Here is a 19,614-nt window from a genome sequence, read left to right on the forward strand (position 1 = left end):
AAATAAACAACCTTTTAGAAAATTATTTATTTAAAATTATAATACATATCCTCTGCTAAATAAACTTTAGCAGAGGATATTTTAAAATTTAAATTACATTTTTGAATGGAATGTTCTATTTATAACATCTAATTGTTGTTCTCTTGTTAACTTAATGAAGTTTACAGCATATCCTGAAACTCTTATAGTTAATTGTGGGTACTCTTCTGGTCTTTCCATTGCATCTAATAATGTTTCTCTATTAAATACATTAACATTTAGGTGATGAGCCTTTTGACCGAAATATCCATCCATTAAGTTACTTAAGTTAGATATTCTCTCTTTTGCTGACTTTCCTAATGCATCTGGTATAATTGAGAAAGTATTTGAAATACCATCTTGTGAATGTTCATATGGAAGCTTAGCAACTGAGTTTAATGATGCAAGTGATCCGCTTGAATCTCTTCCATGCATTGGGTTAGCTCCTGGTGCAAATGGTTCTCCAACCTTTCTTCCACATGGAGTAGTTCCAGTTTTCTTACCATATACTACATTTGAAGTTATAGTTAATATTGATTGAGTGTGATATGCATTTCTGTAAGTCTTGTTCTTTTTGATTTTATCCATCATATTCTTAACTAGATATACAGCTATTTCATCAACTCTATCATCATCATTTCCGTATTTAGGGAAATCACCTTCAACTTCAAAATCTACTGCTATTCCATTTTCATTTCTAATTGGCTTTACCTTAGCATATTTAATAGCTGATAATGAGTCAGCACATACTGATAATCCAGCTATACCACAAGCCATTGTTCTAAATACATCTCTATCGTGTAATGCCATTTGTAATGATTCATATGAATATTTATCATGCATGTAGTGGATACAGTTTAATGTATTAACATAAAGATTTGCAAGCCAATCTGTCATTGCATCAAATTTTTCCATTACTTCATCATAATTTAAATACTCACTATTTATTGGTTCCATCTTTGGTGCTACTTGTACACCTGACTTTTCATCTACCCCACCATTTATAGTGTAAAGTAAAGTTTTAGCTAAGTTAACTCTAGCTCCAAAGAATTGCATTTGCTTTCCTACTCTCATTGCTGATACACAACAAGCTATAGCATAGTCATCTCCCCAATATTCTAACATTAAATCATCATTTTCATATTGAACAGAACTTGTATCTATTGAAACCTTTGAACAGAAATCTTTAAAGTTTTGTGGTAATCTACTTGACCATAAAACTGTTAAGTTTGGTTCTGGTGATGGTCCTAAAGTATAAAGTGTATTAAGTACTCTAAATGAGTTCTTAGTAACTAAAGTTCTTCCATCAAGTCCCATACCTGCTATTGATTCTGTTACCCAAGTTGGATCCCCTGAGAATAAATCGTTGTATTCTGGAGTTCTTAAGAACTTAACTAATCTAAGTTTCATTACAAAGTGATCCATTATTTCTTGAGCTTCTTCTTCTGTTATAGCTCCAGATTTTAAATCTCTTTCTATGAAAATATCTAAAAATGTTGAAGTTCTTCCAAGTGACATTGCTGCACCATTTTGTTGCTTAATTGCAGCTAAGTATCCAAAATATAACCATTGAACGGCTTCTCTTGCATTGCTTGCTGGAACAGATACATCTAATCCATAGCTTAAAGCCATTCTTTTAAGTTCTTTTAAAGCATTTATTTGTTCTGTTATTTCTTCTCTTAATTGTATTATATCAGCATCAATAGTACCAACTTCTAAGCTCTTTTTTTGTTCTAATTTATCTTCTATTAGCTTATCAACACCATATAATGCAACTCTTCTATAGTCTCCTATAATTCTTCCTCTACCATAAGCATCTGGAAGTCCAGTTACAATACCATATTTTCTAGCTAATTTCATTTCATCTGTATATACATCAAACACACCTTGATTATGTGTCTTTCTATACTTTGTAAAAATTTCTGATATTTTTGGATCTACCTCATATCCATAAGCTTTAGCTGCATTTTCAGCCATTCTTATACCACCTTGTGGCATAACTGCTCTTTTAAGAGGTGCGTCTGTTTGTACACCAACAATTTTCTCAATTGCCTCATCTATATATCCTGGTCTATAAGCATCGATTCCTGATACTGTTTCAGTATCAACATCTAAAACGCCATTTTCTCTTTCCTTTTTGAATAGTTCACTAACATCATCCCATAATTTCTTAGTGTTCTCAGTAGCACCAGCTAAGAATGAAGCATCTCCTTCATATGGTGTATAGTTCTTTTGAATAAAGTCTCTTACATTAATTTCTTTTTTCCAGCTTCCCTCTTTGAAGCCTTCCCATTCTTTAAACATTAATTTACGTCGCCTCTTTTCTTTTTTTTAAAATTCCACTAAAATTATAAATGATAATTTTTCCATAGTCAATAATTATTTTCATTTGAAATAAATTATCATATTGTAATTTTATATACATTTATATTTTAAATGAAAAAAGACCAATTGTAAATTTTATTTTAACAATTAGTCTTTTTTTTATATTTTGAAAACATTTTCTAAACTTTATAAATTTTGTTTAAATTGCTCCATATTGTTTATAATAATTATTTATTCTTTCCATTATATTATCATCAATAAGAACTTTTCCATTTATCTCTTTATTATAAAGATAATCAATTACTTCTTTCATAGTAACAATGGCACAAGTTTTAAAGTTAAATTTTTCTTTTATCTCTTTTAATGCAGATTTTTCTCCTTGACCTTTTTCCATTCTATCTACTGATATTATAAGTCCATTAACTGAAACATCTCCTTGGCTTTTTATTATTGGCATAGTTTCATATATAGATGTTCCTGCTGTTGTAACATCTTCAACAATTATTACCCTATCTCCATCCTTTAAGTTTCCTCCAAGAAGTATTCCTTTATCGCCGTGGTCTTTAATTTCTTTTCTATTAGAACAGTATTCTACATCTATATTATAAAGATTTGATAGCGCAATTGATGTTGTAACTGTTAATGGTATTCCCTTATATGCTGGTCCAAATAACACATCATATTCATCTTCAAAATTTTCCTTTATTGCTTTTGCATAAAATTCACCAAGTCTTTTTAATTGACTTCCACTTTTGTAATTTCCTGTATTTACAAAAAAAGGAGTCTTTCTACCACTTTTAGTTACAAAATCTCCAAAAGTTAGAACTCCACATTCAACCATAAATTCAATAAACTCTTTTTTATAATCTTTCATATGAGAACCTCCAAAATTCAATTTTTATACTATACCAATAATTTCATTAATATCTTTTATTCCTTCTTTTACTAAGAAATTTTCCATTCCTTCTATTATTTCTTTTCCAGCTAAAGGATTACTAAAATTAACAGTTCCAATTTGAATTGCAGTTGCACCTGCCATAATAAATTCTATTGCATCTTGCCAATTAGATATTCCTCCAAGTCCTATTACTGGTATATCAACATTTTTTGCTACTTCATGAACCATTCTTAGTGCAATTGGTTTTACAGCTGGTCCTGAAAGTCCTGCATAAACATTATTAAATGCTGGTTTTCTTTTATTTATATCAATTGCCATTCCCTTTAATGTATTTATTAAAGATAAAGAATCTGCCCCAGCTTCTCTACACTTAACTGCCATATCAACTATATTTTCAGCATTTGGAGATAATTTAACCATAAGTGGCTTATTTGATATTTTCTTTATTTTACTTACAAAATCATAAGCTACATCTGATTTTATTCCATAAGCCATTCCTCCACATTTTACATTTGGACATGATATGTTAAGCTCTATAATATCTACATCTGTATCATTTAATTTACTTATTGCCATTTCGTAATCTTCTAGGCATCCTCCTCCAACATTTGCTATTATGTTAGTGCCTAAATTTTTCATATCTTCTAACTCATATTTTATAAAATGATCAATTCCTGGATTTTGAAGACCTACAGAATTTAACATTCCACTTGGAGTTTCAAATACTCTTAAACCTTCATTACCTTCTTTTTTATTTATTGTTAGTCCCTTTGAAGATATTCCCCCTAAAATTCCAACATCATAAAAATCATTGTACTCTTTTCCAAATCCAAATGTACCAGAAGCTGCTATAACAGGATTTTTAAATTCCACTCCATTTATATTAACTTTTAACATATAAACTCTCCTCCTATAGTTCTACATAATTTCCATCAAAAACTGGTCCATCTTTACAAGTCCTTTTATGACCATCTTTTGTTTTACAAGTACATACTAAACAAGCTCCAACTCCGCATGCCATATGTTTTTCCATGGATACAAATATTTTTGTATTACTTTCTTTACACATATCTATAACTTTTTTCATCATTATTTCAGGTCCACAACATAAAACTACATCATATTCCTTTGGATTTAAAAGCTCTGTTACAAAACCCTTTTTGCCATATTTCCCTGTATTTGTTGTGATTTTTATATCATCAACATACCCTTCAAAATCTTGTATTAAATATGTATCATCTCTAAAACCTGCATACAAATCTATCTTACTTGAATTTTTGTTGTTTTTAAGTTCCTTTGCAACTTGAAGCATTGGTGCTATTCCAATTCCCCCTACAACTAAAGCCACTTTTCCTAAAGGTTCTTTTACATTAAACCCATTTCCAAGTGGTCCTGTTATGCTTATCTCGTCCCCCGTTTTTAACTTGCTTATCTCTTCTGTTCCTTTTCCTACTACTGCATAAAGAAAGGTTAATTTATTCTCTGCCTTTTCGCATATACTTATAGGTCTTGGAAGTATTCCTGAGGAAACTTTTATCATATAAAATTGACCACAGTTTATATCATTCTCATTTTCAATAACTAATTTAAAAATTCCCTTTTCTATCTCTTCATTACTAATTACAGTAGCCTTTTCATAGACAATACTCATAGTTAAAAACCCTCCTACTTATTCCATGCTGATCTTATTTCATCTCTCATTCTAATAGCTTCTTCTCTAGCACATTTACCGAAATTTTCTTCTTTTTCGCCTTTATTTTTATATGCTAAAAGTATACCTCTTGATGAATTAACTACTCCTCCATTACCATTATTTAAATAAAGTGCAATATCAGAGGCCTTTCCACCTTGAGCTCCATAGCCTGGTATTAAGAAAAACATTTCTTTTAAATTTTCTCTAATCTTTGCTCCCTCTTCTACGTGAGTACAACCTATGACTCCACCCATTGGAGTATAACCACATTCACCTATATAAGGTTTTCCCATATTTAAGACCTTTTCACCAACTATATCATATACATTTTTGCCTTCTGCATTTTTAATATATTCTATATCAAAAGCTCCTTTATTTGAGGTTCTAACTAAGCTAAAGATTCCTTTTTCTCCTTTTTCTATATACGGAATATAAGGTTCTATACTATCCATACCCATGTATGGGCTTAAAGTTATAAAATCTGCTTCAAAATCTCCTTCAAAGTGAGCCTTTGCATACATTTTAGCAGTTGCTGAAATATCTCCTCTTTTTATATCTGCAATTATAATTAAATCTTTTTCTCTAAGATATTTTAAAGTTTCTTTATATGCTATTAATCCTTCAATTCCTAAAGCTTCATAATAAGCAATCTGAACTTTAAAGCAGGCACAAACATCAAAGGTTTTATCTATTATCTCTTTATTAAACTTTACTATTGCATCCTTAACTGAATTGTTATTTTTTATATATTCAGGTATATAATCAAGTGATGTGTCTAATCCAACACACACCACACCTCTCTCTTCAACCCTTTTATATAGTTTATCTATAATTTTACTTCTCATATTTAAATCCCCACCTATCTTTTATAAAGTACTTTTCCGCCTTTTATTGTCATAACTACTTCACCATAAAACTCCATACCTTCAAATGGTGTGTTTTTACCTTTTGAGTGGAATTTAGTAGAATCTACTTTTATTTTTTTATTAAGGTCTAATAAAACTAAATCTCCATCTAATGAAATGCTAACATTTCCTTTATTCATCTTTAATATTTCTGATGGATTTTTAGACATCATCTCTGAAAGTTTATTTATTGTAATAATTCCACTTTTAACTAATGTTGTATAGCATATTGGAAATGCAGTTTCAAGTCCTACCATTCCAGGTGATCCCTTTTTCTTATCCTCTAAAGTATGAGGTGCATGATCTGTGCCTATGCAATCTACATCACCATGTTTTATAGCCTTTATTAGAAAATCTACATCTTCTTTTTCCCTTATTGGTGGGTTAACTCTATAATTATTAATATCATTAGTTAAGGAAATATGGTGGGGTGTAACTTCACAAGTTACATTTACCCCATTACATTTTCCATCTATTATATATCTCATAGCTTCCTTAGTGCTAACATGAGCCATATGAAGTCTAGCTCCTGTAACTTTAGCTAAAGTTATATCTCTCCATGTCATCATATTTTCTGCAAGACGCATGTCTATATCTGAAAATTCCTTTGACTCTGCGTGAGACATTATAACCCAATGATTTTCTTTAGCTACTTTCATAGCCTCCATCATAACTCTTGAATCTGAAACGCCAACTCCATCATCTGATATTACTTTTACTCTATCATCATCTTTAAAATCTTCTAAGTGAGAAATTGTTTTCCCATCAAAATTTTTTGTTATTGTAACACATTGGCATATGTCTATTAAATTTAAATCTTTTTCTTTATTTTTTACATAATCTAAAACTTCTTTAGATGAACATACAGGACTTGTATTTCCCATTAGGCAAACTCCTGTATATCCCCCTCTAAGTGCTGCTTTAGATCCTGTTTCTAAATCTTCTTTATAAGTAAGCCCTGGATCTCTAAAATGGGCATGTGTATCTACAAAAGCTGGCATTAATACTAAGCCTTTTGCATCTATAGTTTCTACTCCATTTTTATTTAATTCAGTTCCAATTTCTTTTATTTTTCCATTTTCTATATAAACATCACCAAAAAAATTTTGACTAGAATCAATTATATTGGCATTTCTTATTAATATATTCAAATTAAGCACCTCTTTAAACTATTCTTATACTAATTTCATTGTATGATCGCAATACTCGCATCTGTAAGTTGCTTCTTTTCTATCTACTAGATTAAATATTTGAGGAACATATTTCTCATCATTTGTTATACATCTTACGTTATCACAAGTTATAACATTTTCAACCCTTTGTGGTAATTCTGGTGTTAACTTATTTACAATTTTTTCATCTCTAACTTCATTTATAGTAATGTTTGGTGAAAGCATTGCAAGAACGCTATAATCTATATCTTCTATACCTTCAACCTTTATAATATCTTTTCTTCCTAATCTACCACTTTGAACATTCATTATTAAAGCTACACTTAAATCTGATTTTTCTAAATTTAAATGTTTGAATATTTTAATTCCAACTCCTGCTTTAATATGATCTATAACTAATCCATTTTTAATACTTGTTATTTCTAACATATTAGCACACCCCCAAAAGTTTACAAATTAATGCCATTCTTGCATACATTCCATATTTAGCTTGTTCAAAATAAGCTGCTCTCTTATCACTATCAACTTCTACAGCTATTTCATTTACTCTTGGTAATGGATGCATAACTATCATATCTTTTTTAGCTTGATTCATCTTGTCCATATCTAATATATAACAATCTTTTAATCTTAAATATTCTTCTTCATTAAAGAATCTTTCTCTTTGAATTCTTGTCATATAAAGTATGTCCAATTCATCTATTACATCATCTAATTTTTCTACTTCTTTAAATTCTATATTATTTTTCTTTAAAACATCTTCTATGATGTAATCTGGAACTCTAAGCTCTTTTGGTGATATTAGTACGAATTTGTTACCTTCGTATCTAGACATTGCCTTTATTAGTGAGTGGACTGTTCTTCCATACTTTAAGTCTCCACATATTCCAATTGTATGATTTGTAAGACCGCCCTTTAATGTTTTTATTGTTAATAAATCTGTTAATGTTTGAGTTGGATGTTGATGTCCACCATCCCCTGCATTTATAACTGGTACATCTGCATACATACTTGCTACCTTTGATGATCCTTCTTTTGGATGTCTCATTGTTATGATATCTGAATAAATTGATACCATCTTAATTGTGTCTGCAAGTGTTTCACCTTTTGATGCTGAACTTGAATTTGGTTCTGAAAAACCTAAGATATTTCCACCTAGTCTCATCATAGCTGCTTCAAAGCTAAATCTTGTTCTAGTACTAGGTTCATAAAATAGAGTTGCTAGGATTTTTCCATCACATATGTGTGAATATTCCTTTGGATTTTCAATAATTTGGTGTGCTAATTTAAAAATTTCCTCTAGTTCTTCTATGGTAAAATCCATAGGCTCAATTAAATCTTTGTTTTTTAACATAATTTCACTCCTTCTTAACCTCTCAGTGTTAAATTAAAAGGGAAATATTTTCCTACGACTGCATAATTCCATAAAAAAAGTCTTCCTTAGACTCTAAGGAAGACGCAATTATCCTAATTACACAATTGTACTACTATTACTTCCTTACTGATCTCTCTGTATCAAATTAAAGGTTATCTTTTCTTTGCTATGATAATAGCACTTATAATATTTAATGTCAATAATTTTATTTTATTAATTTTTCAACTTCATCATCTGGAAGAGCTTCTTCTTTAGCTGTCTCTCCAAATAATTTTTCTTCTTTTTCTAAATTCTTTTCAAAATCTGGATTTATAGCTTTTGCAAATAATATTACAAAATTAAATGCTACATAAAGAATTACACCAGTTCCTATAAATATTTCAATATCTCCTAATAATTTAAAGGTACTTGCAAAAAATCCTGTTCCAAAATATCCACGAAGTTTATAAGCTGCCATTATACTTATTGCAAGTGGGAATGTTAATGAAGCATATGTTGGTGCAAATCCCTTTCTTATAAATCCAATTATATAACTATATACAATAGCTAAATTTATTAATGATACTATAGTTAAAATTCCTACTATTACTGGATTTAAAGCTTTAAAAGCTGTAAGATATCCAACTAAACAAAGACTAGCTGGTGCTGCCATTATTCCTATTGTAGGTAAAGTATGAGCTTCTAAGGCCTTATGATTAAATACTCTATATAACATTATTGGCCATGTAATTACATATAACACAAATCCAAAGTAAAATAATATTCTAGCTAATGAATCATGTCCCATTCCTGGACTTGCAACTGTTGCAACTACAACACCTATCCATATTACAAACCAACTTGGAACCATATGTTCTAATTTAAAATTCTTTGCCCTAACTACTGAAAAGAAAATAAATAATCCAAGATGCACTGCTATACATAAAAGCCATACTATTTCTGCAATCTTAGGTGCTACATCTAAAAAGTAAGCTGCTATAAGCATAAGTGCCATATCTATAGTTGGATAAAAACTTCCTAATACAGGATGTTTTAATTCTTCTAATATCTTTTTAGGAAATAACACTATTCTTAAAAACATTAACGCCAGTGCAAATATAGCAAATATTATTGCTAATGGTTTAAAGAATAGTATCCCATTTAATTGCCATGCTGATCCTAATGTAATTAAAGCTAATGATGTCCCACATATTCCTATAGGATAATTTTCTAATTTATTTAAAAGTTTTCTATTTTTATTCACTTTTTCTCCTCCATTTATTAATTATAAATGAATTATATATTGATAATTATAATAAGTAAAATATAATATTATTATTATAATAATAGGTATTAACCTATTGTTATTTTTATTAAACTAACACCAATTTAAGCTAAAAAAATAAATTTTAATAAAATAAAAAAATATTATATTACTTAAAATAAAAACACTATATGCTAGCAATCTATTTTAGAAAGAACTCTAAAATCAAGAATTATCTTTTCTAACAATTCTTTTTGTAGACTATCTAATAAATCCGAATCTTCAGTAGTGTCAATTTTTTCTAACATTTTAAATTTATTAATATTTTTCTTAACTATTTTATCAAGTATTTTATCAAGTTTTTCCCTTGATGCAACTCCTAAACTATCATACTTAGTTAATAATTCATCAGAATAAAATCCATTGTAATCCATTATTCCAGTTAAAAAATTAGAATAACATAAATCAAATAATTCCTTCTCACTAAAAACATCTAAAAAGTTTACCATATTAAATTCCTCCTAAAGTTATTCTTCATAACCTTTTATATTCCCTTTTATTTTCCTTCTTTTTCTTTAATTTTTAAGTTTAATTTTTCTATCTTACTGTCTATAGTTTGAATTTGAATTTTAAGTTTTTGTTTTTCATCACTTAATTCATCAATTTCATCCCTAATTGTTTTTATTTCTAATTCCTCAATTGTTTCTATTTCTTTTACACCTTTATTAAGTTCTTTATCTTGTATACACTTAATTAAATTCATGCATTTTTCTCCTTATTAAAATTAGTTATATCATAATTTTATAGTATAAAAATATACACTCTGTAAATCTTCTATTAATAGAATATTATATTAAAAGAACTATATCAAAAGAATTATTATAGAAAATTATAAAAATAAATTTATAGTTATTATTATTTTTAAAGTTTTCTTATATCTTGATATAGTTCTAAATTTATAATTTTTTAAATTTTTGCCCTTTTTTTGCCCTTTTACATTTTTATACAATAATTACTTTAAAGAATGGCTTAAATACTAGTCTTTAAGTACTATTTCCAGTTATTCATTGCATTATCCCACATCATTTTTCCAGTTTTTGCAAGAGTAACTGTTCCATATACACTATTTGGTATTCCCATTGATAAAACTGTAAATGAAAATGTTCCCTTTGAAAGCTGAACAAGAGCAGTATCATTTTCTACTCCAGCTTTATCTCCTGTCTTACTTGATATTTCATATTTTAAATCATCAGGTATATAAAGAGCTAACTTATTTTTAATTTGCTGTCTCCTTAATATATCTATTAACATAATACTATTTTCTTCATTTAGATAAGTTCCCTTATATAAATGCTTCCACATTTTTGATAAATCCTTAGCCGATGTTAAATTATCACTTTCAGATTTATTATTTCTTTTATCAGCTATCTTTCTATTTAGTATAGTATTTTTTAAATCCATTTCTCTTATATCTTCATTTATTCTATCCATTCCAATAATATCAATAATTTTATTAGTTGCTGTATTATCACTTTGAATAAGCATAGCAACTAAAAGTTCAAACACAGTATAGTCCCTTGAATCAAATTCATGGATTATTCCTGTACCATAAACTTTATCAGAACCATCTATTTTTATTCTATCCATAAAAGATACATTTTCTCTCTCAACATCTTTTATTAAGGAAATAGCTATTGGAAGCTTGATACATCCTGCCGCAATCATTTGAACGTTTTCATTACAACCATAAATAAAACCACTGTCTAAATCTTCAAAGAAAAAACTATAAGTACCAATTCTTGATTCTAAATATTTTTTAATCTCTCTCATAATATCCTCCAGCTTTCAAATTTAAATATGTCCTAATTGTTAATAGAATTATAGCATATTTTAAGAAAATTTTGAAGTATATAGCAAATATACCTTTATTTTAAATAATCATCTTTAGTTTACTATTTTTTAATCTATTTTATTCTATAGTATTAATTAATCTCCAAATGAAATTCCTATTTTTTTTGCAATTGTAACTAATTCACAATTTGGATTTACTTGTTTAGTTTTTTGACCTATTACATTTTCTAGACTATCATAAGTTAACTTATCCCCTCTTAAACAAACCATATTTCCAAAAAGTCCTTCATTAATCATTTCAACAGCTTCTACCCCATATCTTGTTGATAGTATTCTATCAAAAGTTGAAGTTGTTCCACCTCTTTGAATATGTCCAAGAACTGTACACCTTATTTCATGATCTTTTATTATTTTTTCTAAATCATCTGCTAATTTATTTCCTATTCCTCCAAGCCTTATTGGATCTGGACTATCTGAAACTATTTTAGAAACTATTACATCTCCATCCTTTGGTCTAGCCCCTTCTGCAACAACTATAATAGTAAATAATTTACCTTCTGCTTTTCTTTCATTTACCTTTTCTACTATTTTATTTATGTCATATGGAATTTCAGGTAATAATATAACATCAGCTGAACCTGCTATTCCAGATTCTAATGCTATCCATCCAGCACCTCTTCCCATAACTTCACAAAGCATAATTCTATGATGGGATTCTGCTGTTGTATGAAGTCTATCTAAAGCTTCAGTTGCTACATCTATTGCAGTATTAAATCCAAAGGTTACATCAGTTGATGCTAAATCATTATCTATTGTTTTTGGTACCCCTATAACTTTTACTCCTTTTCTTGCAAAATCTCTAGCAGAAGTTAATGTGCCATCTCCTCCTATTACTACTAAAACATCAATACCTTCCCTTTTAAGATTTTCAACTGCAACATCTGATACATCCTTGTTTATAAATACTCCATCTTCTTCTACTCTATAATCAAAAAGATTATCTTTATTAGAACTATAAAGAATTGTTCCTCCTTTATGAAGTATTCCAGATACAGATTCTAAAGTTAAGGGGATAAAATCATTATTATATAATCCACGATATCCAAATTTATATCCTATAACTTCATATCCATAATTTAATATTGCAGTCCTAGTTACTGCTCTAATTACAGCATTTAATCCAGGACAATCTCCCCCTCCTGTTAATAACCCTATTTTTTTAATTTTATTTACCATTTCACAAATCCCCCTCTACCCTTATTAATAAAAAATAATTAATTATTTTTATTAATTTTAAAATTTATAACATAAAAATATTTATTTATTTTACTTAATTGTAAAAATTTTACTTTTAACATAATAATATCATATTTTTTTTTATTTATAAAGTTATTTATAATAGGTTCCTATTATATAAATTATAAATAAATTTTATTTTATCTATTTATATTCAAGTAATTTCATTCTTATTATTTATAAAAAAATTCAGCTAAATAAAATTTAGCTGAATTTATTAATCTTCTATAAAATTATAAAGGTGGTAAAGTCATGAATCCTGCAAATACAAGTACAGCAAGTATTATACCTACTACTATTCTGTATATAGCAAAAATTCTCATTGGTTTCTTCTTTAAGTAACTTACGAATCCATCCATTACTACTAATGCAACTACAAATGCAACTACAAAACCAATTGCTAATGCTATCCACTTTGTTCCATCCATTTGTGAATAATCAAACTTTAACATATCAAGACCAGTTGAACCTACCATTGCAGGAATAGCTAAAAAGAATGAAAATTCTGCTGCAACTGGAGTTGAAAGTCCTGCAATCCAACCACCCATGATAGTTGAAGCACTTCTTGACATTCCAGGCCACATTGCAAAACATTGTGCTACACCAACAACTAAAGCTTCTTTTGCAGTAATTCTATCTATATTTGTTGCCTTTGGTCTTCTTTTTCTATACATATTTTCAATAACTATTAATAAAATACCTCCAACTATAAAGCCATAAATAACAGCTCTTGGAGTAAATAATGACTTTATTTTGTCATGAAGGGCTAATCCAACTATAAGAGCTGGAATTGAACCTACAATTACGTTAATTCCAAATCTAAAACCAGTTTCCCCTTCTTCTCCTTTTGTAAATATGAATTTAAAAAAGTCTACTACGCTTGTACTAATTTTATTCCAATATAAAACTACTACTGCAAGAATTGCTCCAAGCTGTATAACGACTTCAAACATACTTGCAAAAGGGCCAGTAAAGTTAATTAAGTTTCCTACTAGTATCATATGTCCCGTTGATGACACTGGTACAAATTCTGTAAGGCCTTCTACTATTGCAATAATAATTGCCTTAAAAATTAATAGTAAATCTATTCCCACTAATTCTCACTCACTTTCAAAAATATTTTCGACTTATTAATTATAAATTATATTTTAACATATTGTCTACATTATCAATTTAATTAAGCAAATTTTAAGAATAAGGGAGTTTAAACTTAGTTTAAACTCCCTTATTCTTAAATATACTATAAAAATTTTTATATATTATTTTAAAACTACTGATAATATTTTTTCTTTTTCTTCTGAAACATCTGGAACAAAACTTTTAAGTAATGTAAATTCTCCCTTTAGTTCATATTCTCCAAGATATGCTGGAATAAGTATGCTATCTCCCATCTTTATATCTAATGAACCATCTTTCCATACTATTTCTCCATTTCCTTCAACACAAGTAAATAAGAAAAATCTATTTTTATCGCTTTCTTCCTTTGCACTTTCTTTGATTTCATACTTTTCTATTGCAAAGTACTCACCTATACAAAGTATAGTTTTATCATATCCATCTTCATGAATAGTTATTCCTTTAATATTTTCTCCCTTTAATGAGAAATCTATAACATCTAAAGCTTTTTCTACATGTATTTCTCTTCCTCTGTTATAGTCATAAACTCTATAAGTTGTATCACTATTTTGTTGTATTTCTGCAATTACAACACCTTCACAAATTGCGTGTACTAAACCACTTTTAACGTAGAACATATCACCTTTTTTAACTGGAATTTGGTTTAAGTATGGATTTAAGTTTCCATCCTTTATTGCCTTTTCAAAAGTTTCTTTGTCACAGTTTTTAGTACCTACTATAAGAGATGCTCCTTCTTTTGCATCTACAACATACCAAGCTTCTGTCTTTCCAAGATCATTATCTTTAACTCTTGCATATTCATCTCCTGGGTGAACTTGAACTGATAACTTGTCGTTAGCATTTATAAGCTTTATTAGTAAAGGAAAGTTTTCCACTCCTATTTTATCTCCAACTAACTTATGTTGTAATTTTTTTATAAGTTCATCAAATTTAATTCCTTTAAATTCACCATTTTTTACAACTCCTGTACCATTTCTATGGCAAGCTATATCCCATGTTTCTCCTATTAACCCCTCTGGCATGTTGTCTCTAAAATTTTCTAAGTCTCTTCCTCCCCAAATCTTGTCATAGTATAAATTTTCAAATATAATTGGATACATTTTAAATACTCTCCTTTTCTCTTTTGCATACATTTTTAACATATATTAATAATACGATAAAAAATTTCTTCTCTCAACCTTATAATTAATTTTTTAGTAATAATTACATTAAATATTGTATTAATTAAAATTTCGATATAATATATTTTATGTTATACTAATTATTATTTGAACAATAACTGTCAATACTTAAAGATAGGGTGGTGAATACTATTAATATAAAATCATTTATGAGTATTATTTCTAGTAAAATGGTACTCTTCATTTCAAAAAACTTTTTAAAAGGCGGTAGTACTTTTCCTGGAAGAGTTGCTTTAAAGATAGATAGTAATATTTTAAAAACTATTTCTAAAGGCTATAAAGTTATTCTTGTTACAGGTACTAACGGTAAAACAACAACTACTAGTATGATTACAAATATACTTAAAGAAAATGGATTTAAAGTAATAACAAATAATACAGGTGCAAATCTTTTTCCTGGAATTGTTTCTTGTTTTGTAGATAACTTTAAATTTAATGACAACAATTCCTCTAAGTATGCAGTTATAGAAGTTGATGAGGCAAACGTTAAATTTATTACAGAATACATAACTCCAGAACTTCTTACTATAACTAACTTATTTAGAGATCAACTTGACAGATATGGAGAAGTGTATACAACACTTACTAAAATTTTAGAGGGAGTTAAAAAATCACCAGAAACTAAACTTATTTTAAATGGTGATGAATCTTTACTTGGAAAATTGGATATTAAAAATCCTACTGAATTTTATGGATTTAATGTTCCAATTCAAAAGGATACAAAGGTTGATGTAAACTCTGATTCTAAGTTTTGTAAATTCTGCAAAGCTCCTTATAGCTATAACTTCATTACATATAATCATTTAGGAGATTTTTATTGTCCTAGCTGTGGATATAAAAGAGCTCCTTTAAAGTATACTGTTGATGAAATAGCTAGTGCTACACCTGAATATTCAAAGGTTGTTATTAATAATACTCCAATTACAATTAGTCAATCTGGAGCTTATAATATATATAATGGTCTTTGTGCTTATTCTATTGCAAAGGAACTTGGGGTAGATGATAGTGTAATAGCTAAATCTTTAGGAAAGCAAGATTCAAGTTTTGGTAGACAAGAAGTAATAAAAATTGATGATAAGAATATAAAAATAATTCTTGTAAAAAACCCTGCTGGATATAACCAAGCAATTGATACATTATGCTTAAATAAAGAACCATTCTCTGCACTATTTATGTTAAATGATAATTATGCAGATGGACGTGATGTATCTTGGATATGGGATGTTAATTTTGAAAGTCTTAAAGAGCTTCCAATAAATAATGTTTTTGTTTCAGGTATGAGAATGTATGATATGGCTGTTAGACTTAAGACTGCTGGTCTTAATTCTGATAATTTTATAATTGAAGCTGATTATGAAAATTTAACAAATAAAATTAAAGAATGTAAAGATACTAATATTTATGTACTTGCAACTTATACTGCAATGATTAATTATAGAAAATATTTACATTCAAAAGGATATATCAAAAAACTTTGGTAAAAGGAAGGAAATGTTATGGAATTAAATATTTGTCATCTTTATCCTGACCTATTAAATGTTTATGGTGATGTAGGAAATATATTAATTTTAAAATCTAGAGCAGAAGCTAGAGGAATAAAAGTTAATATTATTGATATATCTGTAAATGATAAATTCAAAGGAGAAGATTATGATATTGTCTTCTTTGGTGGTGGTCAAGATTACGAACAATCAATAGTTTCAGATGATTTAAAAAATGAAAAAAAAGAAGCATTAACTAAATATGTAGAAGATTCAAAAGTTTTAATTGCTATATGTGGTGGATACCAACTTCTTGGTAACTATTATAGAGCTCCTAATGGAGAAAAACTTGAAGGATTAGGCATATTAGATATATATACTGAAGGTGGAGATACTCGTTTTATTGGTAATACAATAATAAAAAATGAAGAATTATCTCAAACTTATGTTGGATTTGAAAATCATTCAGGAAGAACTTATATAAATAATTTAAAACCTCTTGGAAAATGTATTGAAGGTTACGGAAATAATGGTGAAGATGGTTATGAAGGTTGTATTTACAAAAATACATTTGGTTCTTATTTCCATGGTTCCCTACTTTCTAAAAATCCTGAACTTGCAGATAGATTTTTAACTCTTGCTTTAAGTCATAAATATGGTGAAGTTAATTTAGAACCTTTAAATGATGAACTTGAACTTAAAGCTAAAGAAACTATAATAAAAAGATTTGAAAATAAAGATAAATAAAAAAGCGCCTATATTGAAATGATTTTATAATTCAATATAGGCTTATTTTTTATTTTCTATTTATTACTCCAGCATTTTTTAAATATTGAATTTCTTCTTTTGATATGTTGTCTAAAGTTTTAAACTCATAATTCATAGCCTTATATTCATTTATAATACTTTGTAATGAACTTACAGTACTTTTCTTTCCTTCTGCATCATGCATTAAAACAACCTCAACTTTGTATGCCCCTGAATTTTTCTTAATATTATTTTTTATAATGTTGCTAGATACATTAGAAGCTTTTGCATCTCCTGAATCAATATTCCAGTCAATATACATTTTTCTTTTCTCTTTTAATTGTTTCTTTATGCTATTTATAACTGTTCTCTTTCCTACAGTATTTGTAGAGCCTCCTGGTAATCTAACAAAGTTAAGTTTTATATTTTCACCTAATACACTTTTCATTCTTTTCTCACAGATATTTAAATCTTTAAAATATTCTTCTTTATTTTTATAAATTTTTTTATAATCATGAACATTACAGTGAGGATATATTGCCATATTATGCTTTTTTAAATTTTTAATTTGCTCTTTATTTTCTACAACTTTATTTCCAACTACAAAAAAAGTTGCTTTCACTCCATTTTTATTAAGTATGTTAAGTATTTTACCTGTATTTGCATAAGATGGCCCATCATCAAAGGTCAAATAAACAACTTTCCCTTCCAATGTACTACAGTTTACTTGAATATAAGCTGAATTTAAAGTAATAATTAAAATAATTGCTAACAATAAAGTTATCTTCTTAAAATTTTTTATAATATCACCACCTTATATATAGTTTGCCTACAATCTTAATTTTTATTTAATTATATTGTAATAAATTCTGTTGTTTTTTATCTCTATTGTTTGTTGTTATTACTTAAGTAAGATGTTATACTTTTTTATAGGCACGTCCATTAATATTAGCAAAATAAAAAACGAGGTGGAGAAATGAGTTTAACTAAGAAAGGATTACTACTAAAAACAATGGTACTTGTTTTTGCTATGTATTTGCTATCTCCTTTAGGAGTAATAAAATCATATGCTGATACAGCAGTACCTGATCCAAATATAACTGCAAAGTATGCAATTACTATGGATTTAAAAACTGGTGAAGTTATTTATTCAAAAAATGCAGATGCAAAAGCATATCCTGCAAGTATAACAAAATTATTAACAGCACTAATTTTTGCAGAAAATGCACAAAAAGATACTACAATTAAATTTACTGAGTCTGCAAAAGCTCAACCTCAGTATTCATTACATTCAAACTGGCCAGGAGTTAAGATGAAAGTCGGCGATACAATGACTGCTGATGATGTTATGAAAGGATTATTAATGTTCTCAGGAAATGATGCAGCTTATATGATAGCTGATTATGTTTCTGGAAATGCTAATAATTTTTCAAAGCTTATGAATAAAAAAGCTCAAGAAATTGGAATGAAAGATAGTCACTTTGTAACACCAAACGGATTACATAAAGCAAATCATTATACAACAGCTTATGATTTAGCATTACTTACTAAAGCTGCTTTTAGCAATCCATGGGTTAAGGAAGTAATGGAAACTAAAGATGCAACTATTAATATTGCAGGAAAACCTGTTAAATTAGAAAATAGAAATAGAACTCTAGGTAAATATGGTAATATAGGTGGTAAAACAGGAACTACTAATGAAGCTGGTGAATGTTTAGCTACTGTTTATAACAGAAATGGTAGAGAACTTATAGGTGTAGTTCTAGATTCAAGTGTAAGTGCAAATGATACAACAAGATATAATGATATGAATGCAATAATGGATTATAGTTATGCCGTAAAACCATCAATCTATAAAAAATCTGGTGATTCAATAAATAACGTAACTTTAAAATATAAAATGTTTAAGTTCTTTGGTCCAGAAAAAACAATAAAAGCTCCAGTAACTTTATCACAAGATGCTATGCTTTACAAAAATTCATTTAATGAAAACAATGCTAAGATAACATTTAATTCAGATACTAAAGATGCATGGTCTGTAGCTGCAAGTAATAATGTTAATCTTACTCTTTCAGTTAAAGAATATAAAGCAGCCCTAGCAGGTACTATTGGAGTATCCTTTGGACAATTATTCAAAGCAAATATATTTGCTTATTTAGGAATAATTTTAGGTATTGTTATAGTTATTCTTATAATAATATTTATAATAAGAACGATTAATAAGAGACGTTACAGAAAAAGACGTTATGGAAGATCATCTTATAGTCACTATAGAAGATACTAAATAAAAAA

19 protein-coding genes are annotated in these 19,614 nt (G+C 28.1%); 3 read left to right on the plus strand and 16 right to left on the minus strand.

Annotation, left to right across the window (positions count from 1 at the left end):
* Positions 1–93 precede the first annotated feature (93 nt).
* From pflB to manA, 15 genes are all read right to left on the minus strand, one after another.
* On the minus strand, positions 94–2,322 hold the full coding sequence (pflB, locus tag J2S18_RS01605; protein ID WP_307482377.1) for a formate C-acetyltransferase: 2,229 nt from the start codon (positions 2,320–2,322) through the stop codon (positions 94–96).
* 220 nt (positions 2,323–2,542) lie between these two features.
* Positions 2,543–3,217 carry an orotate phosphoribosyltransferase gene (gene pyrE / locus J2S18_RS01610; RefSeq protein WP_307482379.1) on the minus strand — a complete coding sequence of 225 codons (675 nt, stop codon included), beginning with the start codon at positions 3,215–3,217 and terminating at the stop codon, positions 2,543–2,545.
* A gap of 24 nt (positions 3,218–3,241) precedes the next feature.
* A complete protein-coding gene (locus tag J2S18_RS01615) occupies positions 3,242–4,138 on the minus strand; it encodes a dihydroorotate dehydrogenase (protein ID WP_307482381.1) in 897 nt (298 codons plus the stop codon).
* A gap of 13 nt (positions 4,139–4,151) precedes the next feature.
* Positions 4,152–4,892 (minus strand): dihydroorotate dehydrogenase electron transfer subunit, encoded by a 741-nt coding sequence (locus J2S18_RS01620; protein ID WP_307482383.1) that lies wholly within the window; start codon positions 4,890–4,892, stop codon positions 4,152–4,154.
* Positions 4,893–4,906: 14 nt separating this feature from the next.
* The gene (pyrF, locus tag J2S18_RS01625) at positions 4,907–5,779 is read right to left on the minus strand and encodes an orotidine-5'-phosphate decarboxylase (protein WP_307482385.1); all 873 of its coding nucleotides are present in this window, start codon (positions 5,777–5,779) and stop codon (positions 4,907–4,909) included.
* A 14-nt stretch (positions 5,780–5,793) separates the two neighbouring features.
* Positions 5,794–6,990 (minus strand): dihydroorotase, encoded by a 1,197-nt coding sequence (locus J2S18_RS01630; protein ID WP_307482388.1) that lies wholly within the window; start codon positions 6,988–6,990, stop codon positions 5,794–5,796.
* A gap of 24 nt (positions 6,991–7,014) precedes the next feature.
* Complete coding sequence (locus J2S18_RS01635) at positions 7,015–7,440, minus strand: aspartate carbamoyltransferase regulatory subunit (RefSeq protein ID WP_307482391.1); 426 nt, start codon at positions 7,438–7,440, stop codon at positions 7,015–7,017.
* A gap of 1 nt (position 7,441) precedes the next feature.
* A complete protein-coding gene (gene pyrB / locus J2S18_RS01640) occupies positions 7,442–8,365 on the minus strand; it encodes an aspartate carbamoyltransferase (RefSeq protein WP_307482394.1) in 924 nt (307 codons plus the stop codon).
* 226 nt (positions 8,366–8,591) lie between these two features.
* Positions 8,592–9,629 carry a TDT family transporter gene (locus J2S18_RS01645; RefSeq protein ID WP_307482395.1) on the minus strand — a complete coding sequence of 346 codons (1,038 nt, stop codon included), beginning with the start codon at positions 9,627–9,629 and terminating at the stop codon, positions 8,592–8,594.
* A gap of 194 nt (positions 9,630–9,823) precedes the next feature.
* Complete coding sequence (locus tag J2S18_RS01650; RefSeq protein ID WP_307482398.1) at positions 9,824–10,138, minus strand: hypothetical protein; 315 nt, start codon at positions 10,136–10,138, stop codon at positions 9,824–9,826.
* Between the two features lie 47 nt (positions 10,139–10,185).
* Positions 10,186–10,392, minus strand: a complete 207-nt coding sequence (locus J2S18_RS01655; protein ID WP_307482400.1) for a hypothetical protein — start codon at positions 10,390–10,392, stop codon at positions 10,186–10,188.
* A gap of 287 nt (positions 10,393–10,679) precedes the next feature.
* Positions 10,680–11,459, minus strand: coding sequence for a serine hydrolase (locus J2S18_RS01660; RefSeq protein WP_307482403.1), 780 nt, complete (start codon positions 11,457–11,459; stop codon positions 10,680–10,682).
* Positions 11,460–11,615: 156 nt separating this feature from the next.
* The gene (locus J2S18_RS01665) at positions 11,616–12,716 is read right to left on the minus strand and encodes a 6-phosphofructokinase (RefSeq protein WP_307482405.1); all 1,101 of its coding nucleotides are present in this window, start codon (positions 12,714–12,716) and stop codon (positions 11,616–11,618) included.
* A 293-nt stretch (positions 12,717–13,009) separates the two neighbouring features.
* Positions 13,010–13,870: an undecaprenyl-diphosphate phosphatase gene (locus J2S18_RS01670; protein WP_307482407.1), complete on the minus strand. Its 861-nt coding sequence runs from the start codon at positions 13,868–13,870 to the stop codon at positions 13,010–13,012.
* Between the two features lie 165 nt (positions 13,871–14,035).
* On the minus strand, positions 14,036–15,013 hold the full coding sequence (gene manA, locus J2S18_RS01675; protein WP_307482410.1) for a mannose-6-phosphate isomerase, class I: 978 nt from the start codon (positions 15,011–15,013) through the stop codon (positions 14,036–14,038).
* Positions 15,014–15,216: 203 nt separating this feature from the next.
* On the opposite strand from manA, the gene J2S18_RS01680 reads away from it, so the two are divergent.
* On the plus strand, positions 15,217–16,575 hold the full coding sequence (locus J2S18_RS01680; RefSeq protein WP_307482412.1) for a MurT ligase domain-containing protein: 1,359 nt from the start codon (positions 15,217–15,219) through the stop codon (positions 16,573–16,575).
* Between the two features lie 15 nt (positions 16,576–16,590).
* Positions 16,591–17,322: a type 1 glutamine amidotransferase gene (locus J2S18_RS01685; RefSeq protein ID WP_307482416.1), complete on the plus strand. Its 732-nt coding sequence runs from the start codon at positions 16,591–16,593 to the stop codon at positions 17,320–17,322.
* Between the two features lie 49 nt (positions 17,323–17,371).
* Here J2S18_RS01685 and J2S18_RS01690 read toward each other — a convergent pair whose 3' ends face one another.
* Positions 17,372–18,097: a polysaccharide deacetylase family protein gene (locus J2S18_RS01690; protein WP_307482418.1), complete on the minus strand. Its 726-nt coding sequence runs from the start codon at positions 18,095–18,097 to the stop codon at positions 17,372–17,374.
* 201 nt (positions 18,098–18,298) lie between these two features.
* Between J2S18_RS01690 and J2S18_RS01695 the strand changes: the two genes are divergently transcribed.
* Complete coding sequence (locus J2S18_RS01695; protein WP_307482421.1) at positions 18,299–19,606, plus strand: D-alanyl-D-alanine carboxypeptidase family protein; 1,308 nt, start codon at positions 18,299–18,301, stop codon at positions 19,604–19,606.
* Positions 19,607–19,614 lie beyond the last annotated feature (8 nt).

The organism is Eubacterium multiforme, from assembly GCF_030813415.1.
Classification (GTDB): Bacteria; Bacillota; Clostridia; order Clostridiales; family Clostridiaceae; genus Clostridium; species Clostridium multiforme.